Genomic DNA, 23183 nt, shown 5'->3' on the forward strand with positions numbered 1-23183 from the left:
CGATGGGCGCCATGGACGAGATCGACGACTGCGACTGCCCGCCGGCCGAGATTCCGTCGGGCGCGATCTATGGTGAGTTCCAGATCGTCAACAAGAAGGGGCTGCACGCCCGCGCCACGGCGAAATTCGTGCAATGCGCCTCGTCCTTCGATGCCGACATCACCGTCACCCGCTGCGGCGAGACGGTGGGCGCGACCTCGATCATGGGTATCCTGACGCTCGGCGCCGGCATCGGCTCGACGATCACCGTCGTGGCCAAGGGGCGCGAGGCGAGCGAGGCGCTGAAGGCGCTGGAGACCCTCGTGGCGGATCGGTTCGGCGAGGGCGAGTAATCATGACCGCGACGTTGACCTGGCTTCATCTGGTCGGCGCGATGGGACTGCTTCTGTCCCTGGCTTTGTTTTTCGCTCAGTTGTGGAGGGGACGGATCACGCTCAAGAGCATGCGAGATCGGCATTGGCCATTTTGACCCGAGGCCGCCGGCGATGAAAACCCATTACGATCCAGAGGCTGACGCTCTCTATCTCCGGTTTGCCGACAGCACGGTGGCCGAGAGCGAGGAGGTCCGTCCAAGTGTTGTCTTCGACTTTGATGCCGAGGGCCGGATCATCGCCGTCGAGATTCTCGATGCATCCGAGCAACTGGCGAGCGGCGTCCATCTGCGCGCTTTCGTGGCTGTCGCGGCCTGAACAGACCGCGCGATCGCGACACGGTTCGCCTCGCTCCGTTTTTGCTGGCTCCTCCCGCCAACTCATCGTTTTCAGCACCGGTGGGCGAGGGCGCCCTGCTGGCGAATTGTGCCCGGATGGCAACACCGCGTGACCATACGTCAATAAAACGCCGCACCCATCCCCTTTGACTGATCACATAAAGACATCTTTATATCTTTGATTGCCTTTGGACGCGGGCGCTGCTATGCACCGACCCGTCATTCGAAGACCATTTGGAGCACGCCCCGTGTCGAAAACCGATTACATCGTCAAGGACATCAGCCTCGCGGACTATGGCCGCAAGGAAATCAACATGGCCCAGGACGAGATGCCCGGCCTCATGGCCATCCGCGAAGAGCACAAGGGCAAGTTCCCGCTCAAGGGCGCGCGTATCGCCGGCTGCCTGCACATGACCATCCAGACCGCCGTGCTGATCGAGACGCTGACCGAGCTCGGCGCCGATGTGCGCTGGTCCTCCTGCAACATCTTCTCGACCCAGGACCATGCCGCCGCCGCGATCGCCGCGACCGGCGTGCCCGTCTTCGCCATCAAGGGCGAGACGCTGGAAGAATACTGGGAGTACGTGCTCAAGACCGCGAGCTGGGGCGATGGCGGCACGCCCAACATGATCCTCGACGATGGCGGCGACCTGACCATGCTGATCATCCTCGGCGCCGAGGCAGAGGCCGGCAAGGCCGAATTCCTGGACAAGCCGAGCAATGACGAGGAGACCATCTTCTTCGCGCTGATCAAGCGCGAGCTGAAGGCCAATCCGGGCTGGTTCACCAAGACCCGCGACGCGATCAAGGGCGTCTCGGAAGAGACCACCACGGGCGTCCACCGCCTGTACGAGCTGGCCAAGGCCGGCCGCATGCCCTTCCCGGCGATCAACGTCAACGACTCCGTCACCAAGTCGAAGTTCGACAATCTCTATGGCTGCCGTGAATCGCTGGTCGACGCCATCCGCCGCGGCACCGACGTCATGATGTCGGGCAAGGTTGCGGTCGTCGCCGGCTATGGCGACGTCGGCAAGGGCTCGGCCGCTTCGCTGCGCCAGGCCGGCTGCCGCGTCCTCGTCACCGAAATCGACCCGATCTGCGCCCTGCAGGCGGCGATGGAAGGCTATGAGGTCGTGACCATGGATGACGCCGCCCCGCGCGCCGACATCTTCGTCACCGCCACCGGCAATCTCGACGTCATCACCGTCGACCACATGCGCGACATGAAGCACCGCGCCATCGTCTGCAACATCGGCCATTTCGACTCGGAGATTCAGGTCGCCGGCCTGAAGAACTTCAAGTGGGACAACGTCAAGCCGCAGGTCGACGAGATCGAGTTCCCCGACGGCAAGCGCATCATCCTGCTCTCGGAAGGCCGCCTGGTGAACCTCGGCAACGCCACGGGCCACCCGTCCTTCGTGATGTCCTGCTCGTTCTCGAACCAGACGCTGGCCCAGATCGAACTCTGGAACCACCACGCCAAATACGAGAACAAGGTCTACACCCTGCCCAAGCATCTCGACGAGAAGGTCGCGGCGCTGCATCTGGCCAAGGTCGGCGCCAAGCTGACCGTGCTCAACGATGCCCAGGCCAAATATCTCGGCCTGGCCCCGACCGGCCCGTTCAAGCCCGAGCTCTACCGCTACTGACATCCAGCCCGTCTGGATGACAGGAGGCCCGGCGTTCGCGCCGGGCCTTTTTTCTTTGTCGGGACACGAGTCCTTTGCGCATCAGACGCTAAATATGGACGCAGGCGGACGGCGGCCCGCTACTGCTTGATCCCACTCGCCTCTGGGTTGGGCGGCCGTAAAATTCGCCGGATTTACCGGCGATTAAGCACTTCCTGACGGAGTCGGCGGATGATTAGAGTGAGGCTGATTCGGGCCGGGCATGTCGCGCGCCGCGGATCGACCTGCGAAGATCAGTGCCGTGGCGAGCGTACGTCGGATGCCCTTCGAGGCGGTGTCGATGGGCGGCGCCGTGCCGTTTTCGGGGCTGGTTGACAGGCATCGAACCCAAGGCGGCCATGGCCGCGCAGCAGGAAGACGGACGCGGAATGGAACGGTCGAGCCGACAGGAACGCAGCAGCGGTGGCTGGCGTCGACATGCGCTTCTGCCGGGTCTCGTCGCCAGCCAGTCCCCCTCGGTCGCGATGGCCCAAAGCGGATGGGCGCCGCCGCTGCGCTCCGATCTCTTTAGCACCGGGGCTCTTTCGGTGGTCCTGGCCGGTGTGATCGTCTTCGCCGCGACCACCTCGCTGGTCTATGTCCGCGAACGGGCGCGCTGGCACCGACGTGAAGCGGCGCTGGCGGGTGAGCTTGAAGCCACGCGTGCCCAGCAGGACAGGCTGGAGGCCTTGCTGGCGGCCGATCCGCAGGTCGTGGTGAGCTGGACCGGGCGCCAGGCGCAGCCGGTGTTCGAAGGCGACAGCGGGTTTCTGGGCGCGCCGGGGGCGACGCTCGCGCTGGCCTATGGCGCCTGGGCGCCTCCGGCCGATGCCAAGAAGCTCGAACTGGCGACCGATGCGCTCAAGGAACGCGGCGAAGCCTTCGGCTTCACGCTGCGCAGCAAGACCGGGCCGTTCATCGATGTCGAGGGCCGGCCCGTGGCCGGCCGCGCGGTCATCCGTTTTCGCGAGGTCACGGGCGAGCGCGCCCAGGTCATGGCGCTGCGCGGCGAACTGGAGCGGCTGAGCCACGACCACAAGGCGCTTGCCGGCTTGCTCGGCGGCCTGCCGCAGCCGGCCTGGATCCGCAGTCCCGAAGGTCGGCTGACCTGGTGCAACGCGGCCTATGCCCGCGCCGTCGAAGCCGCCGACAGTGCCGAGGCGATCAGGCAGGGGCTGGAATTGCTCGATCGCAGCGAGCGCGAGGGCGCGGCCCGGGCCCGGCGCGAGGGTCAATCCTTCGCCGCGCGGGCGCCGGCCGTCGTCGCGGGCCAGCGCCGCACGCTCGATATTCTCGAATTGCCGACACCGGAAGGCTTTGCCGGCATCGCCACCGACATGAGCGAGCTTGAGGCGGTGCGGGCCGATCTGCAGCGCCAGATGGACGCCCATGTCCGGACGCTCGATCGGCTCAAGACGGCGGTCGCGGTCTTCGACGCATCGCAGCGGCTGGTCTATCGCAATTCCGGCTTCGACACGCTGTGGTCGCTCGATGCAGCCTTCCTCGACGGGCGCCCAAAGGACGGCGAGATTCTCGACCGGCTGCGCTCCGAGCGGCGACTGCCCGAACTGGGCGACTACCGCAGCTGGAAGGCCGGCGTCCAGGCCGCCTACACCTCGACGCGCGCCAACGAGGATTGGTGGTATCTCCCAGACGGGCGCACCATCCATGTCGTCTCCAGCCCCAACCCCCAGGGCGGCGTCACCTATCTGCTCGACGACGTCACTGAGCGCTTCACTTTGGAATCGCGCTTCAACGCGCTGTCGCGCACGCAGCGCGAGACGCTGGATTCGCTGCGCGAGGGCGTTGCCGTGTTCGGCTCGGACGGACGCCTCAGGCTCTCCAACCCCGCCTTCGCGCAATCCTGGAAGATCCAGGTCGATCTCGGCAGCGCCACGCCCCATATCGACGAGGTGGTGCGGCTTTGCCGTCCGCTCTTCCCGCAGGACGAGATCTGGCGCGACCTGCAGAGTGCCGTGACCGGCGTGCGCGACGCGCGCGAGGATTACATCTGCCGCATGGAGCGCCGCGACGGCACCGTGCTCGACTGCGCGGCCGCCCCGCTGCCGGACGGCGCGACGCTGATTTCCTTCGCCGACGTCACCGCCAGCGTGAATGTCGAGCGGGCTCTGACCGAGAAGAACGACGCGCTGGAAAAGGTCTCGCGGCTGCGCGAGGATTTCGTCCATCACGTTTCCTACGAGCTGCGCTCGCCGCTGACAAACATCATCGGCTTCGCCCAGTTGCTGGGCACCGAGACGGTCGGCGCGCTCAATGAGAAGCAGCGCGACTACACCTCCCATATCGTGCGCTCGTCGGGCGCCCTGCTCGCGATCATCAACGACATCCTCGACCTCGCCACCATCGACAACGGCGCGCTGACGCTCGAGCTGGAAGAGGTCGATGTCGCCGAGACCATCGCCCAGGCGGCGGCCGGGCTGCATGACCGCCTCACCGGCAGCAAGCTCGAGCTCAAGGTCGACATCGCCCCCCAGGCCGGGCCGCTGCGCGCTGACGGCAAGCGGCTGCGGCAGGTCCTGTTCAACCTGATCTCCAACGCGATCGGCTTCTCCTCGCCGGGCCAGACCATCACCGTCAGCGCCACCCGGCATGATGGCGATGTTCGCCTCACCGTCGCCGACCAGGGCCGGGGCATTCCCGCCGAGGTCAAGGAGAAGGTCTTCGACCGCTTCGAAAGCCATTCGCTCGGCTCAAACCATCGCGGCGTCGGCCTCGGCCTGTCGATCGTGCGCTCGATCGTCGAACTGCATGGCGGGCATGTCGAGCTCGACTCCGCGCCCGGGCGCGGTACGCGTGTGACCGCGGTCTTCCCGTCCGAGGGAATCCGCATGTCGGACGCTGCGGAATGACCGAGCAGGCTCGCGGTACTGGCGCGCACCGGCTGGTGCTCGCCGACGAGGGAGCGACGCTCCGGCTTGCCGCCGATCTCGCCGCCATCCTCAAGCCCGGCGACATCGTCGCCCTGTCGGGGCAGCTGGGCGCCGGCAAGTCTTTGCTGGCGCGCGCGATCCTGCGCGAACTCGCCGATGACCCGGCGCTCGACGCGCCGAGCCCGACCTTCACCCTCGTCCAGAGTTACGAGACGCCGCGCGCGACCGTTCTTCATGCCGATCTCTACCGCGTGCGCTCGCCCGACGAGCTCGACGATATCGGCCTGGTCGAGGACCTCGACCGGGTGATCCTGCTGGTCGAATGGCCTGATCGCGCCGGGACCCGCCTTCCGGGCGGCCGTCGGCTCGACATCATGCTGGACGTCGATCCCGATAACCTCGAGACGGGGCGCATCGCCGATCTGTCGGGCGGCGTGCTCTGGCGCCAGCGGCTGTCGATCGCGATCGCGACGCGGCTGCTGATCGACGAGGCGGGCTGGGACGATGCCCGTCGCGACTACATGCAAGGCGATGCGTCGAGCCGCGCCTATGAGCGGCTGACCCGGGCGGATGGCAGCAGCGCCGTGCTGATGATCTCGCCACCGCGTCCGGATGGTCCGGCCATCCGGCTTGGCAAGCCCTACAGCGCCATCGCGCATCTGGCCGAAACCGTTGACGCCTTCGTCGCGATGGATCGTGGCCTGCATTCGCTCGGCTATTCGGCACCGGAGATCTACGCGCAGGACCTCTCGACCGGGCTTTTGCTGATCGAGGATCTGGGCCAAGAAGGCGTGCTCGACGGGGAGGGCGCGCCAATCCCCGAGCGTTACGAGGCGACGGCCCGCCTGCTTGCCGATCTGCACCGCCACACGCTGCCGACGATCCTGCCGGTGAGCGAGGGCCGCGACCATGTCGTGCCCGATTACGACCGCGCCGCGCTGGCGATCGAGACCGAGCTGATCCTCGACTGGTATGCGCCCCACATCGCGGGCGTGACCCTGCCGGCCGTGACGCAGGCCGAGTTCTCGCGGATCTGGGACCGGCTCTTCGACGAGATTCTCGAAGCGCCGGGCACCTGGACGCTGCGCGACGTGCACTCGCCCAACCTGATCTGGCTGCCGGCAAGGCACGGCCATGCCAAAGTCGGGCTGATCGACTTCCAGGACGCCGTGATCGGTCATCCCGCCTATGATCTGGCCTCGCTCGGCCAGGATGCGCGCGTCGACGTGCCGGCCGGGCTCGAACTGCGGCTGCTGGCGGCTTACGGCCAGGCCAGGCGGGCCGACGACCCCGGCTTCGACCTCGCGGGCTTTGCCCGCGCCTATGCGATCCTGGGCACACAGCGCAACACCAAGATCGCCGGCATCTTCGCCAGGCTCGACAAGCGCGACGGCAAGCCGGCCTATCTCAAGCACCTGCCACGGATCGAGGCCTATCTGCGCCGCAACCTCGAACATCCGGCGCTGGCGGAACTCAAGGGCTGGTACCAGGCCCATCTGCCGAGGCTGTTCGAGGGGGTCTGAGTTTCACAGCTCGTTCTCCACACCCTCCGCGTCATCCCGGAGCTCCGCTTCGCTGCGTCCGGGATGACGCGCTGTGATGATGGCGAGTGTTGCTGATAGCATGTGTCAACGATGAGGGAGATTCGCGTGACGCAGGCCAGCCCGACACCGATCCGCCGGGCCATGGTGCTCGCCGCCGGGCTTGGCCAGCGCATGCGGCCGATCACCGACACGCTGCCTAAGCCGCTGGTGGCGATCGGCGGCAAGCCGATGCTCGATCATGCGCTCGACCGTCTGGCGGAGGCCGGCGTCGAGGCGGCGGTGGTCAATGTCCATCATCTCGCCAGCCAGATCGAGGCGCATCTCGCCGCGCGCACGACGCCCCGCGTGACGATCTCCGACGAGCGGGCGCTGCTGCTGGAGACCGGCGGCGGGGTGAAGAAGGCCCTGCCGCTGCTGGGGCGCGAACCCTTTTTCCATGTCAATTCGGATTCGCTCTGGAGCGAGACCGGCCTCTCCAACATGCGCGCCATGGTCGAGGCCTGGGACGGCGCGCGGATGGACATGCTGCTGCTGCTGGCGCGGCGCGAGGGCAGCGTCGGCTTCGACGGGCGCGGCGATTTTTTCCAGGATGAGAAAGGTCTGCTGACACGGCGCGGCAGCGCTGAGCGCGCACCTTACGTCTATGCCGGCGTCGCCATCATGAAGCCCGACCTTTTCGCCGACACGCCGGAGGGGGCGTTTTCGCTGAACCTGCTGTTCGACCGCGCCATCGCGGTCGGGCGGCTGCATGGCCTCGTGCTCGACGGGCAGTGGCTGCATGTTGGCACGCCCGACGCGATCGCGCCGGCGGAAGCCGCTTTCGCGGCGGCGCGGCGCGCTCCGGCGCGAGCCGATGCCTGAACTCAACCTCTTCACCATTCCCGCCGGCGCGCCCTTTCTCGACGTGCTGGCGCAGGCGATGCTGGAGGGGCGCTTCGGCGCCGTCCATGATCCAGACGACCCCGCCGCGATGGCGCGGACGACTTTGTACCTGCCGACGCGGCGGGCGGCGCGGGCCTTCGCTACCTGCCTCTCCGACAAGCTCGATGGCCGGCCGCTGCTGCTGCCGCGCATCATGCCGCTCGGCGATGTTGATGAAGCGCAGACCGCGCTGATCGGCGCAGGCGCCTTCGCGGCGGACAGGACCGTGCCGATCGATCCCCTGGCGCGGCGCATGATCCTGACGCGCCTCGTCGATGCCTGGGGCCGCAGCGCCAATCGCAGCCATCTCCGGCTTGATCCGGCGGAGCCCTCGCTCGTGCCGGCGACGCTGGCGGAAGCCTATGGGCTGGCCGGCGACCTTGCCGCGCTGCTCGATCAGATGCAGACCGAAGGGGTTTCCGTCGAGCGGCTGGCATCGCTCGACGCCGCGCGCTTTGACAAGATCTGGCAGCTCAATGCCAGCTTTCTGTCCATTCTGGGCGAGGCCTGGCCGGCCATCCTGAGCGAGCGGGGCGCCTGCGATCCGGCCGATTTCCGCAACCGGATGCTCGCCGCCGAGCGCGAAAGGCTGCTCACGGGCGCCGTGACCGGGCCGATCATCGCGGCGGGCTCGACCGGCACCGTGCCGGCCACGGCGCGGCTGCTGGCGGCCATCGCGCGCCTGCCCCACGGGGCCGTCGTGCTGCCGGGCCTCGATCTCGATCTGCCGCATGAGGCCTGGAACGCGATTGCCAGCGATCCCGCTCCCTCGCATCCGCAGGCTGCGCTCCATCATCTTATGGAAACCTTGCAGGCGACGCGCGAGGATGTTGCAAGCCTCGGGCAGTCCGATGCGCCGCGCGCGGCGCGCTCGCGCCTGCTGCGCGAGGCCCTGCTGCCGGCTTCCGTGACGCAGAACTGGGCCAATCTGCGCGAACGCCTTCCCGCCGAGGAGGCCGGGCTGGGTTTGCGCGATCTGCGCCTGGTCGAGGCCGCCGACGAGCGCCAGGAGGCGCTGACGGTCGCCATCGCGCTGCGCGAAACGCTGGAGGAGCCCGGCGCGCAGGCCGCGCTGATCACGCCCGATCGCGGGCTCGCCGAGCGCGTCACGGTGGAGCTCAATCGCTGGGGCATCGCGGTCGATGATTCCGCCGGCCTGCCGTTGGCGCGCTGGCCGGCAGGGGCCCTGCTGCGGCTGGTTCTGGAAGCCGCTTTGGCACCGATGACGCCGGCCGCTTTGGTTCCGCTGCTCGCGCATCCGCTCTGCCGGCTGGGCCTCGAGCCGGGCCAGATGGCCCGCGGCGCCAGCGCGCTGGAGATCGGGCTGTGGCGGGGCGAGGCCGTCGGCCGCGGGCTGGCGGGGCTGCATGAGCAGCTCGGGCGCTGGAACGAACTGCGCGGCGCACGCCATGCGCCCGGGCCGCGACGCCGGTTGACCGACGAGGATGGCGCGGCCGCCTCCCAGGTCCTGGCCGCGCTCGGCACCGCGCTGTCGCCGCTGCTGGAGGCGCTGTTCCTGCAGGAGCCTGCTCTGGGAGTCGTGACGCAGGCCGCCCGGGTCGCGATCGAGGCGCTCAGCCGCGACGAGGACGGCCTTGCGCGCGCCTTCGCCGGGCCCGATGGCGAGGCGCTGGCCGGTCTGTTCGAGGATCTGAGCGCGGCGCAGGCCGAGATGCCCGAGGGCGGCCGTCCGGCCGATGTCGTCGCCATTCTCGACGGGCTCCTGGCCGAGCGTGTCGTGCGTCGCGGCGGCGGTGGCCATCCGCGCGTCAAGATCTGGGGTCTGCTCGAAGCCCGCCTGCTCGCGGCCGACCATGTCGTGCTGGGCGGCCTGAACGAGACGGTCTGGCCGCCGCAGACCAAGACCGATTCCTTCGTCAACCGGCCGATGCGGACGGAACTGGGCCTGTCGCCACCGGAGCGGCGCGTCGGCCAGACCGCGCATGATTTCGTCATGGCGCTGGGCGCGCCCCGCGTGACGCTGACCCGCGCGCGCAAGGCGGGCGAGTCCGAGACCATCGCCTCGCGCTTCTGGCAGCGGCTGAAGGCGGTGACGCCCGAGCCGGTCTGGTTGCAGGCGGCAAGAGAGGGCGAGCGTCTGATCGCGCTGGCTGCCGAACTCTCGGCCCCCGCGCCGGTTCGCCCCGTCGCACGCCCGGCGCCGAAACCGCCGCGTGCGCTGCAGCCGCTCTCGCTCAGCGTCACCGATGTCGAGACCCTCTATCGCGACCCCTACCAGATCCATGCGCGCCGGATCCTCAAGCTCGATGTGCTGCCGGCCCTGATCGAGGACCCGACCGCGCAGGATCGCGGCAATCTCCTGCACGACATCGTCGCGGATTTCGCCATCGCCTATCCCGAGCAACTGCCCGCCGATGCGCTCGGGCGGCTGATCGCGATCGGCGAGCGCAAGTTTCAGCAATTTGCCGATGCGCCGGAGGTGCGGGCCTTCTGGTGGCCGCGCTTCCTGATCACGGCCGGGCATTTCATCGGCTGGGAGGAAAACCGTCGCGGGCTGATCGCGCGTGTCGGCGTCGAGCTCGCCACGGGGGCGGAGTTCGCGCTCGCCGACGGCGCCCGCTTCCGGCTCAGCGGCCGGGCCGACCGGATCGAGCTGACACGCGAACCCGCCTTGCGGATCATCGATTTCAAGACCGGCTCGCCGCCGAGCAAGGCGCAGGTCGAGAAGGGTTTTGCGCCGCAGTTGACGCTGGAGGCGGAGCTCGCCGCGCGCGCCGGCTTTCCGCCGCTGGCCGGGCCGACGCCGGTCGAGGCGCTGCTTTATCTCAAGCTGCACCATGATCCCAGGGGCTGGGCCAAGGACAAGCCGCTGGCCTTCGATGGCGAGACGGTTGCCGATGTCGCCGCCCGCCATCTCGAACGGTTGCTGGCCCATCTCGACGCGCTCAGGAGCGGTCGCGAGGCCTTCGTCTCGCGCCGGGCGCCGGACTACATCAGGTTCGCCTCGCCCTATGACCATCTCGCCCGGGTCAAGGAATGGGCGGCCGCCTCCGATGTTGGCGAGGGGGACGAGGCATGAAGCCCGGCTGGATCGTCCCGCCGCTCACCGATCAGCGCCAGGCCCTGGCGGCGAGCCCGCGCCTCAGCGCCTGGGTCTCGGCCAATGCCGGCTCCGGCAAGACGCATGTGCTGGTCAACCGCGTGCTGCGGCTCCTGCTCGACGGCGTCGCGCCCGGCCGCCTGCTCTGCATCACCTACACCAAGGCCGCCGCGGCCAACATGGCCAACCGGGTCTTCGCGGCGCTGAGCGCCTGGGCGACCCTGCCGGAACAGGAACTGGTCGCCACGCTGGGCAAGCTCACCGGCGAGGCGCCGTCGCTGGCGCAGCGCGCGGCGGCGCGGCGCCTCTTCGCCCAGGCGCTGGAGACGCCGGGCGGCCTGCGGATCGAAACCATCCACGCCTTCTGCACGCGCGTGCTGCAATCGGCGCCGTTCGAGGCGAATGTGCCGCCGCGCTTCGAGGTCGCCGACGATCTCGCCCAGGCGCAGATGCTGCGGCAGGCGCGGCGCGAATTGCTGGCGGCGGTGGCCGCGCAGCCCGCTGGCGCGCTGGCCCAGGCACTGGACCTGCTCGCCCGCCAGGCGGCGCAGGATACCTTCGAGGCGATCATCCAGGAGGCGCTGCGCCAGCGCGCCCTGTTCAGCAATCCCGATGGCCGCGCCCGCGATGCCGGCGAGATGCGGGAGGGAATCGCGGCGGTGCTCGGCATCGCACCCGATCTCTCGGCAGATGCGGTGAAGAACGGCTTCAGGCAGGATCTCGCCGGCATGGCCGATCTCGCCACCCTGGTCGAGGCGCTTGATGCCGGCAGCCCGACGCGGCAGGCCTTCGCCGCGACGCTGCGCGCCTTGATCGCCCGCGCCGATGACGGCGATCCGGTCGCCTTCTGCCGGCGCGGCTTCCTCACCGAGGCTGGGACCGTCAACAGCAACATCAGCGGCCGCGGCAAATCCGCCTTCGAGGGCGCGTTGCTCGCAGCGGTCGAAACGCTGGCCGGCCGGCTCTGCCAGGCCATCGACCAGCTCAACGCCATCGCCATCCGCGACCGCAGCCATGCGCTGGCCCTGCTGGTGACGCAGATGCTGGGCTCCTTCCAGCGCCAGAAGAGCGAGCGCTCGCTGCTCGACTATGACGATCTGATCGCGAAGACGCGCTCGCTGCTGTCCCGGGTCGAGGCGGCTTGGGTGCTCTACAAGCTCGATGCCGGCATCGACCACATCCTGCTCGACGAGGCGCAGGACACCAGCGACGCGCAATGGGCGATCCTGCGACAGCTTGCCGAGGAGTTCAGTGCCGGCGGGCGCGACCTCGGCGAAAAGCCGCGCACGGTCTTCGTCGTTGGCGACGAGAAGCAGTCGATCTACGGCTTCCAGGGTGCCGCGCCCGCCGCCTTCAACCAGCAGAGGCGGGAACTCGGCCAGCGCATCGCGGAGGCGAAGCAGCGATTCGAGCCGATCAGCCTCAACACCTCCTTCCGCTCGGCGCCCGACATCATGCAGGCGGTGGATGCGGTGTTCGCCGTCTCCGAGCATGCACGCGGGCTGGTCTTCGACGGCTCGGCGCGACCGGAAACCCATGATACGGTCCGCCAGGGCGCAACGGGCTGCGTCGATCTCTGGCCGCTCTGCGCCAACGACACCGGCGAGCCGCCCGATGCCTGGACGACGCCGGTCGATGCGCCCGAGCGGCGCAGCGGCACCGCCAAGCTCGCCCAGCGGATCGCGACGACGCTGGCGACCTGGATGCGCCGGGGCGCTGACGATCTCGGCCAGCCCTTCTCGCCCGGCGACGTGATGATCCTGCTGCGCCAGCGCGGCGCGCTGTTTGAAACCATCGTCAAGGCGCTCAAGGATTCCGGTGTCCCCGTCACGGGGCGCGACCGGCTGACGCTCGCCGACCATCCTGCGGTTGAGGATCTGCTCGTGCTGGGGCAAACCCTGCTCCTGCCCGAGGATGATTTGACGCTGGCCACCGCGCTCAAGACGCCGCTGATCGGGCTCGACGACGACGATCTGCTGCGGCTGGCGCCGGGACGCCCCGGCTCGCTGCGCGCGGCGCTGCGCGAGGCAGCGGCTGTCGAGCCGCGCTACGCCGCCGTCGAGGCGCGGCTCACGGAGCTTGCGGCCGAGGCCGGGCGCTGCGGGCCGTTCCGCTTCTTCGCCGGGCTGCTGGGGCCCGGCGGCGGGCGCAATCTTGCCCTCGCGCGGCTCGGCGCCGAGGCGGGCGACGCGCTCGATGCCTTCCTCTCGGACGCGCTCGACCATGAGCGGCGCTACGGCCCCTCGTTGTCGGGCTTCCTGCGGCATGTCGGCGAAGCCGCGACCGATGTGAAGCGCGACCTGTCGTCCAGTCGCGGCGAGGTGCGGGTCATGACCGTGCACGGTGCCAAGGGGCTGGAGGCGAAGATCGTCATTTTGGCCGATCTCGCGCCGCAGCCTGGCGCCAAGCGCCTGCCCAAGATCCTGGCGGTCGCGCCGCCGCGCCGGCAGGCCGTGCCGATCTGGCCGCCGGCCAGCGCGGAGGATGCCGGCGCCACCGCAGCCGCCAAGGCGCGCGTCATCGAGCAGATGGTCGAGGAGCATCACCGCCTCCTCTATGTCGCGATGACCCGGGCCGAGGACCGGCTGATCGTCTGCGGCGCACAGGCCAAGGGCGAGGCCCCGGCGGGCAGCTGGTATGCGATGGTCGAGGCCGGCCTGTCGGCGTCGGTCCCGGGGCTTGTCGAGATCGGGGAGGGCGATGGCGCGACGCGGCGCTTCATGACCTCTCAAACGCAGCCGCAGGCCGTTGGGGAGCCCCGGACGGGGCTCATGCCCGAACCGGTGCCCGCCTGGCTGCGCACCCCACCCCCGCGTGAACACGAACCGGCGCCGCCCTTGAAGCCCTCGAGCGCATTGTCGGCTGCCGATGGGCAGGACCGGCTGGCCGATGGTCCCTTTCTCGCGGCGGCGGCCGCAGCCGGGCGCTTCGCGCATCTCCTGCTCCAGATGCTGCCAGACGTCGCGCCCGACCAGCGCCCGGCCGTGGCGCAGGCGCTAGGTCGCGCGCGCGCCGGGGCCGTCGATCAAGCCCGACGCGAACGCCTCATCGCCGACGCGCTGGCGCTGCTCGCGGAGCCTGCGTTGGGCGCGTTGTTTGGCCCCGGCTCGCTCGCCGAGGTGCCGGTCGCCGGCATGATCGCGCTCAAGCCGGGCGAGAGGTGGCCGGTCTCGGGCCAGATCGACCGGCTCGCCATCTCCCCCAGCGAGGTGATCATCGCCGATTTCAAGACGACCGCCCGTCCGCCGCGCGACGAGGCCGAGATCGCGCAGACCACGCTGGCGCAGCTGGCGGTCTACCGGGCCCTGATCGGGCAGATCTATCCCGGCCGGCGCGTGCGGGCGCTCCTGGTCTATACCGCAACGCTTGCGCGGCTGGAGCCTGACCCTGCCGTGCTCGATGCCGTGCTCGCTGAGCTGGGCGCCGCTGCGGCATGAGCCGGGGACAGGGCAGGCCTCGTGCCGACGGCGCCTTGACCCCGGCCATGCGCGTTCATAGCTTGCCGGCTGAAGGCGGGCTTTCCGCCAGTTATTTGTGAAAGGCCCAAAGCCATGGCGACGAGCAAGGTGACCGATGCGAGCTTCGAGGCGGATGTCCTCAACTCCGCAGAGCCGGTCGTGGTCGATTTTTGGGCCGAATGGTGCGGCCCCTGCCGCATGATCGGCCCGGCGCTCGAGGAGATCGCCAGCGAGATGGGCGGCAAGGTCAAGATCGTGAAGATGAATGTCGACGAGAATCAGGCGATTCCTGCCCAGTTCGGCATCCGCTCGATCCCGACGCTGATGCTGTTCAAGGACGGCAAGCTCGCCTCGCAGAAGGTCGGCGCCGCGCCCAAAAGCGACCTGTCGCGCTGGATCGCAGGCGCCGTCTGAAAGCCAACCGGCCAAGGAAAAGCCCGCCATCCCCGAGGGTGGCGGGCTTTTTTTGCGTTCATGCTGCTGCCGCCGGCTTGGCAGCCGCGTGAGTCTCAGGCGCGACGGCGCAGGCCATCAATGCTGAAGGCGCCGGGGCCGGAGGCGAAGATGTAGAGGAAGATGAAGCAGAACAGCATCGCCGCCTCGCCGCCATTCAGGATCGGATAGAAGCCCTTCGAGCCATGCGCCATCCAGTAGGCGACAGCCATCAGGCCGGACATGACGAAGGCGGCTGGCCGGGTCATGAACCCGACGAGCACGAGAGCACCGCCAACGATTTCGAGGACGCCCGCGGTCCAGGACAGGGTGAAGGCACCCGGCATGCCCCATGACGGCGGAGCCGGGAAACCGAAGATCTTCTGCGTGCCATGCGAGATGAAGCTCAAGGCCGTGAAGATCCGCAGCAGGGCGAGGAAATACGGATCGAAGCGCTTGACGAAATCGAGGGAGAGCATCGGCTGTTTCTCTTTCTGGTGGCGAACCACGTGACAGACAGGGGGTCCGCCGTTTGTGTCGGGAGGATCCGGCGTTTCAACCCGCTGCGTTTTCAAGCCTGATGACGGATTGTCGCAGGCTTCGCAATATGGCCGCGCGACAGAGCAGCGCTTGCAGCTTTGCAACATCGTCACGTTGCCGCGAGCCGATTTGGCGGCGACGGCCACCTCACCCTTAACTACCCCTTAAAAGCGCCATGTTTAACTCCTGTCTGAAGCCGTGACCGCGTGTTTCGCACCAACGCGGTGAGCGGCGCGACGGGGCAGGATGAACGAGCGGACGAAACGGGCAGAGCGGCGCGAGCCCTCCTTCGAACCAGGACGGGGCGAAAGCCGCGACGATTTCGACATGCGCCTCTCCGACGAAGACCGCCCCACCCGGGGCCATCGCGCACCGGCACGTCCCGAAACCCGCAATCCCCCCCGGCGTGACAAGCGCCATGGCGGCTCGGGAGGCGGCGGGCGTAGGCGCGGTCGCAAGGGCCGCTCCTTCCTCGGCGGCATGGTTTACTGGACGATGGTGCTCGGGCTGTGGTGCGCCATCGGGCTCGGTGGACTCGTGGCGTATCACGCGGCGCAACTGCCGCCGATCAACCAGCTCACCGTGCCCAAGCGTCCGCCCAATATCGCGATCCTGGCCGCCGACGGCTCGCTGCTGGCCAATCGCGGCGAGACCGGCGGGCGCACCGTCACCATCGGCGAGGTGCCGCCCTATCTGCCCAAGGCCTTCGTGGCGATCGAGGATCGGCGCTTCTACGAGCATTTCGGCATCGACCCGATCGGCCTGACCCGGGCCTTCGTCAACAACATGCGCCGCACGGGCGGCGTGCAGGGCGGCTCGACCCTGACCCAACAGCTCGCCAAGAACCTGTTCCTGACGCAGGAGCGCACGGCCGCCCGCAAGATCCAGGAGGCGATCCTGGCGCTCTGGCTGGAGCGCACCTACTCCAAGGACCAGATCCTCGAGCTTTATCTCAACCGGGTCTATTTTGGCTCCGGCGCCTATGGCGTCGAGGCGGCGGCCCAGCGTTATTTCGACAAATCGGCGCGTTCGGTCACGATCGCGGAAGCGGCGATGCTAGCGGGCCTCGTCCAGGCACCCTCGCGGCTGGCCCCCAACCGCAACCCGGAAGCCGCCGAGAAGCGGGCCCAGCTGGTGATCGCGGCGATGGCCGATCAGGGGCTGATCTCGCAGAACGCCGCCAAGACCGCGCTGGTCGCTCCCGCCGAGGCGTCGGAGCGCATCGGCGCCGGTTCGGTGAATTACGCCGCCGACTACGTGATGGACGTGCTCGACGATTTCATCGGCGCGGTCGATGGCGACGTCACCGTGCTGACCACGATCGACACCAGGCTGCAGGCTTCGGCCGAGACGATCCTGGTTGAGGCCTTGGCCGCCCAGGGTGCCAAGCAGAATGTCCGCCAGGGCGCGGTGGTCTCGATGGCACCCGACGGCGCGCTGCGCGCGCTGATCGGCGGGCGCGACTACACCAAGAGTCAGTTCAACCGCGCGACCGCCGCCAAGCGCCAGCCGGGCTCGGCCTTCAAGCCCTTCATCTATCTCGCCGCGCTGGAACACGGGCTGACGCCCGACACGATCCGCGAGGATTCGCCCGTATCGATCAAGGGCTGGACGCCGGAGAACAACAGCCGGACCTATCGCGGCCCGGTGACGCTGCAGAGCGCGTTTGCCCATTCGCTCAACACCATCGCGGTGAAGCTGAACCAGGAGGTCACGCCGCGCGAATCCGTGCGCACCGCGCAGCGGCTCGGCATCTCCTCGGGGCTGCAGGCCAATCCGTCGCTGGCGCTGGGCACCTCCGAGGTCACCCCCGTCGAACTGACCACCGCCTATGCCACCTTCGCCAATGGCGGGCAGGCGGTGCTGCCCTATGTCATCCGCGAGGTGAAGTCGCTGTCGGGCAAGGTGATCTATGCGCGCAAGGGTACGGGCTTTGGCCCCGTCATCCAGCCGCAGACACTGTCGATGATCAACGCCATGTTCCACGAGGTCATGGTCAGCGGCACCGGCAGCAAGGCCAATATCGCGGGCTGGGAGGTCGGCGGCAAATCCGGCACGACGCAGGATTTCCGCGACGCCTGGTTCGTCGGCTTCACGGCCCGTCTGGTGACATCCGTCTGGCTGGGCAACGACGACAACAGCCCGATGAAGCGTGTCTTCGGCAGCGGGCTTCCGGCCGAGATCTGGGCCAAATACATGCGCGCCGCCCATGCCGGCATGCAGCCTGCCCCGCTGCCGGGCGGCCTCTGGCAGGGCACGCCGCGCTCGATCTTCGACGGTGGTGCGCCGGTCGCCACGGCGCGCCCGCCGGCCAACACCCAGACCGCCGACAGCGACCGGGCCTGGATCCCGCCGCCGCCGCAGGAAAAGAACCTGTTGGAGCGGCTGTTCGGCGGCTGAACGCTCAGGCCTTCGGGCTACGGATCGCGGCACTGGCCTTGAACAGCACCAGCGCCGCGACGCCGATCGCCGACATCGCCAGGGGCAGAGGCAGCGCCCCGCTCTTCAGGGCGTGGCCGACAAGAAGCCCGACGCAGGCCGAAAACAGCATCTGGCACAGCCCGGTGAAGGACGACGCCGCGCCAGCGCGGTCCGGAAACGGCATCATTGCCGAGGCCTGGGCCTGCGGCATGACCAGCCCGACGCCGCAGGCATAAAGCGCCATCGGCACGATCACGCCGAAGGGGCCGGCAAAACCCGTCAGGACGCAGACCAGCATCATGAGCCCACCGCCGGCCAGGCACAGCACACCCAGCGCGATGACGCCATCCATGCCGCGCGCGCCGACCAGGCGCTGGGCCAGGATCGTGCCGAGGATGAAGCCGAGCACGCCGAAGCCGAAGGACAGTCCGTACTGCACCGGCGTCAGGCCGTGGATGCCGATCAGCACGAAGGACGAGCCCGAGATGAAGGCGAAAAGCCCGCCATAGGCGAGCGCGGTCAGGCCGACATAGACGCGGAAGGCGCGGTTCTGCAGCAGGGTCCCGAAGCCCCGGATGATCGCCATCAGCGAGAGCGGCTCGCGCGAGCGGGCGCGGATGGTCTCGGGCAGCAGGACGATGACGACGCCGATCAGCCCAGCCGCGAAGGCGAGCGAGGCCACGAAGGTCGAGCGCCAGCCGAAGCCCTGCTGCAGCACCCCGCCCAGCACCGGTGCGACCGCCGGCACCAACCCCATGATCATGCCCATCCGGGCGAGTTCACGCCCCGCACGCGGCCCCTCATAGAGATCCCGCACCATCGCCCGGCCAAGCACGATCGGCCCCGACGCGCCCAGCGCTTGAACCACGCGTGCGATCGTCAGAGCCTCGATTGAGGGCGCCAGCGCGCAGGCCAGCGTCGCCACGACGAAGATGCCAAGCCCGACCAGCAGCACCGGCCTGCGGCCGAGCCGGTCCGACAGCGGCCCCCACAGGATCTGGCCTCCGGCAAAGCCGAAGAGAAAGGCCGAAAGCGTCGCCTGGGCACCGGCGACATCGGTCTGCATCACCCTCACGATGTCGGGCAGCGACGGCAGGTAGAAATCGGTCGAAAGCGGGCCCAGCGCCGTCAGCATGGCAAGCACGGCGGTCATCGCCAGCGTATCGGGGCGGAGTTTCATAAGAAGGGCGGCCTTGCGTGAACGGCAGGCGGCTGTCTAGGCGCGACCCGTCAGGCTGTCGAGGCTGGGCAGCCTACCCGTAAGCGTGCAGCCCGGCGCCATGGCGTTTGAGCCAGGCTTCCGCCTCCTCCGTCCGCGGACAAAGCTTGTGCGTCAGCGCCCAGAAGCGGTGGGAATGGTTCATCTCCTTGAGATGGGCGACCTCATGGGCGGCGAGATAGTCCAGCACCAGGGGCGGCGCCAGGATCAGCCGCCAGGAGAAGTTGAGATGGCCCTGGGAGGAGCAGGAGCCCCAGCGGCTCGTGGTGTCGCGGATCGTGATCTTACGGGCGGGGATACCGAGCGCGGCCGTATGGCGGGCGACCGCCGCCTCCAGATCCGCCAGCGCGGCCCGGCGCAGGAAATCCTTGATCCGGCGCGCGACATGGGCGGCTTCGCCCGCCACAGCCAGGATCGGCGCGCCATCCTTGTCCTGCGTGGCCTGGGTGACCCCGCGCGCCTTCGACCAGTGCACGATACGGTGCGGCGTGCCGCGAAAGGGTATCGTCTGCCCGGGCTCGAAGGGGATGCCCTGGGGGCGTTTGGCGATGCGCGCCGCAATCCAGCCGCCATGGTTCTCGGCGAAGAGCCGCCCCGTGGCGAAATCGGCGCGCTCGGGCAGGGTCAGGGTGATCTCGCCGCTTGCCTGCGAGACGCGCAGGGTCATCCGGCGCGCGCTCGCCCGGCGCTTAACCGCGACGGGGTAGAGCACCCCGCCATGGGGAACCTCGATCCGCTCGGGATCGGGCTTGCGCTTGAACAGGGAGAGCCGCATCGGCCGCGATTGTGCGAGATTCGCAGCCGATGCGGAAGGGGCTAAGTGGCGGGCGGCACTTGGCGCGACGCTGCTGTCATCCGGCGGCGGGGAGATAGAGCTTCGCGCCGTGTTCGCGGAACTCCTCTGCCTTGGCCGCCATGCCTTCGCTGCGCTTCGTCTCGATCTCGGCGGCCGCGTGATCGAGCGCGGCGCGCTCATTGTCGCCCATCGCCAGAACCTGCGCCCGCAGATCCTGGGTGATCTTCATCGAGCAGAATTTCGGCCCGCACATCGAGCAGAAATGCGCGACCTTATGGGCGTCCTTGGGCAGGGTTTCGTCGTGATAGTCGCGGGCCGTATCGGGATCGAGCCCGAGATTGAACTGGTCCTCCCAGCGGAAGTCGAAGCGGGCTCGCGACAGCGCATCGTCCCGCAGCCTGGCCGCCGGATGGCCCTTGGCGAGGTCGGCGGCGTGCGCGGCGATCTTGTAGGTGATCACCCCGGTCTTGACGTCGTCGCGGTCGGGCAGGCCGAGATGCTCCTTGGGCGTGACGTAGCAGAGCATCGCGCAGCCGAACCAGCCGATCATCGCCGCTCCGATCCCCGACGTGATGTGGTCATAGCCCGGCGCGATGTCGGTGGTCAGCGGTCCGAGTGTGTAGAAGGGCGCCTCGCCGCATTCGCGCAGCTGCTTGTCCATGTTCGCCTTGATCTTGTGCATCGGCACATGGCCGGGGCCCTCGATCATCACCTGGCAGCCCTTGTCCCAGGCCACCTGGGTCAGCTCGCCCAGCGTTTCCAGCTCGGCGAACTGGGCGCGGTCATTGGCATCGGCGATCGAGCCCGGGCGCAGGCCATCGCCGAGCGAGAACGAGACGTCATAGGCGCGCATGAGCTCGCAGATCTCGTCGAAACGCTCGTAGAGGAAGCTCTCCCTGTGATGCGCCAGGCACCAGCGCGCCATGATCGAGCCGCCGCGCGAGACGATGCCCGTTACCCGCGATGCCGTCAGCGGCACATAGGCGAGCCGGACGCCGGCATGGATGGTGAAGTAGTCGACGCCCTGCTCGGCCTGCTCGATCAGCGTTTCCTTGAACACCGCCCAGTCAAGCTTGACCGGGTCGCCACCGACCTTCTCGAGCGCCTGGTAGATCGGCACCGTGCCGATCGGGACCGGGGAATTTCTGAGGATCCAGGAGCGGATGGCGTGGATGTTGCGCCCCGTGGAGAGGTCCATCACCGTATCGGCGCCCCAGCGGATGGCCCAGACCAGCTTCTCGACCTCCTCGGCAGCGCCGGAGGTGACGGCGGAATTGCCGATATTGGCATTGATCTTGACCAGGAAGTTGCGGCCGATCGCCATCGGCTCCAGCTCGGGATGGTTGATGTTGGCGGGGATGATGGCGCGGCCGCGCGCGATCTCGCTGCGGACGAATTCCGGCGTGACGAATTCCGGCACGCTGGCGCCGAAGCTCTCGCCATCGGCTTGGCGCTCCTTTGCCCCCTCGAGCATCGCAGCACGGCCGAGATTCTCGCGATGGGCGACATAGATCATCTCGGGCGTGACGATACCGGCCCGGGCGAATTCGTATTGCGTTACCATCTGGCCCGGCTTCGCCTGCAGCACCGGGCGCTGCGCCGGGCAGCTCGGGACCATCTGATCGGGCGAGAGGCCGCCGTTGTCGGCCGCCGTCACCGCCCGGCCCGGCACGGTGTCGAAGCCGCTTCGGGTCAGCCAGTCGCGCCGGATCTGCGGCAGGCCGGCGTTCAGGTCGATCGCCGCGTCGGACTCGGTGTAGGGCCCCGACGGGTCATAGATGCGCACGGGCGGCTCGGCATCGGAGTTCAGCCGCACCTCGCGAAACGGCACCGCGATCGACGGATGCTGCGGGGCCGGGACATAGATCTTGCGCGAGCCGCCGATCGGCCCGGTGGTGACGCCGGTCGGTGCGCCGAAGTTGCGCGCTTTGAGAGATGAGGGGGTGTTCATCGGGGATCTCCGCCTTTGAGGTCAGGAGATCCGGCGTCGAAGCGGTTCAAGCGCTGTTGTGCGGTCGCAATGCGGGCTTGCGCCGCGTTCCAGTCCCTCCGCCGGTATGACCCGGATCAGGTTCGATGGGTTCGGCTGGGAAAGCCGTCTCAGCCCTTGCGGGCACCCCTCGGAACGGGATCGAGGTTAGGCGGGTCGGTGTCGATCCGCAACCGCCTCAGGCGGTGCGGTCGAGGATCTGCCCCTGTCCGGCCGGCAGGGTTGCCTGCATCTGGTCGGCGCTCTGCTGGATCATGGTTGCGACCGCCTGATCGGCCTGGGCCTGCTGGCGCAGCATCTGCGTCTGCATGACCTGGCGGGTGGCGTCGGCCTGCGTCACGGCCAGGGTCTGTGCGATGTCACTCACGGCAAAGATCTCCTCTGCAGTGATTGGCTTGCCAGCATCGCTAAACCGGGAAGCTTGAGCCTTTGTGAAGAGAGCCGCGACAATCGTCCGTTGCGCGATACAGCGAAGGCCGCCCTGGGGCGGCCTTCCAGGTCGATGCCGGTGGCCGGCCTGTGGTCAGCCGCCCTGGCCCGCCAGCAGCGGCGTGATCCGCCGCAGCGTCACGCGGCGGTTCAGGCGCTCGGCATCCTGCGTGGCGACCTTGAGATATTGCTCGCCATACCCCTGCGTCGTCAGGTTTTCCGGTGGCACGCCGAAATCGCGGGTCAGGATCTCCGCGACCGACTGGGCGCGACGGTCCGAGAGCGACAGGTTGTCGATGTCGGGACCGACCGCATCGGTATGCCCCTCGACGAGGAAGACCTCGTTGGGCGACTTCTGCAACGCGCGGCGGATCGAGTCGGCGATGACCGAGAGTCGCTGCGCCTGCCCGGGCGCGATATCCCAGGAGGCGGTGGCGAAGGTCACGGTGTCGATGTCGACACTGCGCATCTGCGCCCGCAGATCGGGCGAATAGCGCACCTCGTCCAGCGTGTAGCGGCGCGGGATCGGCCCGAGAGGCGGCGCGATGATGGTGTCGTAGATCAGGCCTTCATCGGCCTCGTTGGCATCGACGATGTAGCGCTCGCGCGGGATGCGCAGCGCCGGTCGCTCCAGCACGACGATCTCGTCGGAGAAGCGGTCACGCGGCCGGTCGCGGCGGGTGTTGTCGATGATCACGACCTCGCGCCCGTCGCGGTCGAGCCGCGTGCGGCGGATCAGGCGGCCGTCCTCGTCGGTGATCGTCACGATCCGCGTGCCGTCGGCGCGCTCGAACACCGTGCGGTTCTCGTCGCCGCGGCGCTCTGTGCGGGCTTCCAGCCCGAGTTCACGGAAGCGCTGCGTCTCGTCGCGGCGGATGATGGTACGATCATTGTCGCGAATGATGGTGCGTCCGGGTTCGCGGGTGATGGTGACGTCGCCCTCGCGACGCTCCTCGCGCCGGCCGCGCACATCCTCGAGACGCTCGGCACCCTGCGTCGCCATGATGCCGCCGAGCACGCCGGCGCCAAGCCCGATCGCGGCCGCGCCGCCGGGGCTGACCCCGCCACGCCGGCCCTGGCGCTGATCGGGCGCGGGCGGCTGGCC

The 23183-nt window shown here is 68.6% G+C and carries 16 protein-coding genes and 1 riboswitch; of the genes, 10 read left to right on the forward strand and 6 right to left on the reverse strand.

Annotated elements, in window-relative coordinates; all coding sequences use genetic code 11:
• Positions 1-11 precede the first annotated feature (11 nt).
• From IP69_RS00215 to trxA, 9 genes are all read left to right on the forward strand, one after another.
• On the forward strand, positions 12-332 hold the full coding sequence (locus IP69_RS00215; protein WP_054140795.1) for an HPr family phosphocarrier protein: 321 nt from the start codon (positions 12-14) through the stop codon (positions 330-332).
• A gap of 153 nt (positions 333-485) precedes the next feature.
• Positions 486-689 (forward strand): DUF2283 domain-containing protein, encoded by a 204-nt coding sequence (locus tag IP69_RS00220; RefSeq protein ID WP_054140796.1) that lies wholly within the window; start codon positions 486-488, stop codon positions 687-689.
• 226 nt (positions 690-915) lie between these two features.
• A complete protein-coding gene (ahcY, locus tag IP69_RS00225; RefSeq protein WP_054140797.1) occupies positions 916-2358 on the forward strand; it encodes an adenosylhomocysteinase in 1443 nt (480 codons plus the stop codon).
• 407 nt (positions 2359-2765) lie between these two features.
• On the forward strand, positions 2766-5246 hold the full coding sequence (locus IP69_RS00230; RefSeq protein WP_082358695.1) for a PAS domain-containing sensor histidine kinase: 2481 nt from the start codon (positions 2766-2768) through the stop codon (positions 5244-5246).
• On the forward strand, positions 5243-6790 hold the full coding sequence (gene tsaE, locus IP69_RS00235) for a tRNA (adenosine(37)-N6)-threonylcarbamoyltransferase complex ATPase subunit type 1 TsaE (protein ID WP_054140799.1): 1548 nt from the start codon (positions 5243-5245) through the stop codon (positions 6788-6790). The genes IP69_RS00230 and tsaE overlap by 4 nt, the downstream gene beginning before the upstream one ends.
• A 162-nt stretch (positions 6791-6952) precedes the next feature.
• The gene (locus IP69_RS00240; protein ID WP_248306650.1) at positions 6953-7672 is read left to right on the forward strand and encodes a nucleotidyltransferase family protein; all 720 of its coding nucleotides are present in this window, start codon (positions 6953-6955) and stop codon (positions 7670-7672) included.
• Positions 7665-10772: a double-strand break repair protein AddB gene (addB, locus tag IP69_RS00245; protein WP_197279597.1), complete on the forward strand. Its 3108-nt coding sequence runs from the start codon at positions 7665-7667 to the stop codon at positions 10770-10772. The genes IP69_RS00240 and addB overlap by 8 nt, the downstream gene beginning before the upstream one ends.
• Complete coding sequence (gene addA, locus IP69_RS00250; RefSeq protein ID WP_054140802.1) at positions 10769-14230, forward strand: double-strand break repair helicase AddA; 3462 nt, start codon at positions 10769-10771, stop codon at positions 14228-14230. The genes addB and addA overlap by 4 nt, the downstream gene beginning before the upstream one ends.
• 114 nt (positions 14231-14344) lie before the next feature.
• Positions 14345-14665: a thioredoxin gene (gene trxA, locus IP69_RS00255; protein WP_054140803.1), complete on the forward strand. Its 321-nt coding sequence runs from the start codon at positions 14345-14347 to the stop codon at positions 14663-14665.
• A 95-nt stretch (positions 14666-14760) separates the two neighbouring features.
• Here trxA and IP69_RS00260 read toward each other — a convergent pair whose 3' ends face one another.
• Positions 14761-15162 (reverse strand): DoxX family protein, encoded by a 402-nt coding sequence (locus IP69_RS00260; RefSeq protein WP_054140804.1) that lies wholly within the window; start codon positions 15160-15162, stop codon positions 14761-14763.
• A gap of 307 nt (positions 15163-15469) precedes the next feature.
• Between IP69_RS00260 and IP69_RS00265 the strand changes: the two genes are divergently transcribed.
• On the forward strand, positions 15470-17623 hold the full coding sequence (locus IP69_RS00265; RefSeq protein WP_054140805.1) for a PBP1A family penicillin-binding protein: 2154 nt from the start codon (positions 15470-15472) through the stop codon (positions 17621-17623).
• A gap of 4 nt (positions 17624-17627) precedes the next feature.
• Here the strand turns inward: IP69_RS00265 and IP69_RS00270 are convergent, their stop codons facing one another.
• From IP69_RS00270 to IP69_RS00290, 5 genes are all read right to left on the reverse strand, one after another.
• Positions 17628-18824 carry a multidrug effflux MFS transporter gene (locus IP69_RS00270; protein ID WP_054140806.1) on the reverse strand — a complete coding sequence of 399 codons (1197 nt, stop codon included), beginning with the start codon at positions 18822-18824 and terminating at the stop codon, positions 17628-17630.
• A gap of 73 nt (positions 18825-18897) precedes the next feature.
• The gene (locus IP69_RS00275) at positions 18898-19638 is read right to left on the reverse strand and encodes a SprT family zinc-dependent metalloprotease (protein WP_054140807.1); all 741 of its coding nucleotides are present in this window, start codon (positions 19636-19638) and stop codon (positions 18898-18900) included.
• Between the two features lie 76 nt (positions 19639-19714).
• The gene (gene thiC / locus IP69_RS00280) at positions 19715-21610 is read right to left on the reverse strand and encodes a phosphomethylpyrimidine synthase ThiC (RefSeq protein WP_054140808.1); all 1896 of its coding nucleotides are present in this window, start codon (positions 21608-21610) and stop codon (positions 19715-19717) included.
• Between the two features lie 75 nt (positions 21611-21685).
• A riboswitch (TPP riboswitch) is annotated at positions 21686-21790 on the reverse strand.
• Between the two features lie 37 nt (positions 21791-21827).
• On the reverse strand, positions 21828-22016 hold the full coding sequence (locus tag IP69_RS00285) for a hypothetical protein (RefSeq protein ID WP_054140809.1): 189 nt from the start codon (positions 22014-22016) through the stop codon (positions 21828-21830).
• A gap of 156 nt (positions 22017-22172) precedes the next feature.
• Positions 22173-23183 (reverse strand): OmpA family protein (locus IP69_RS00290; protein ID WP_248306648.1); only part of this gene is annotated, 1011 nt, incomplete at its 5' end.

This window comes from Allobosea sp. AAP35 (genome assembly GCF_001295925.1).
Taxonomy (GTDB): Bacteria; Pseudomonadota; Alphaproteobacteria; order Rhizobiales; family Beijerinckiaceae; genus Allobosea.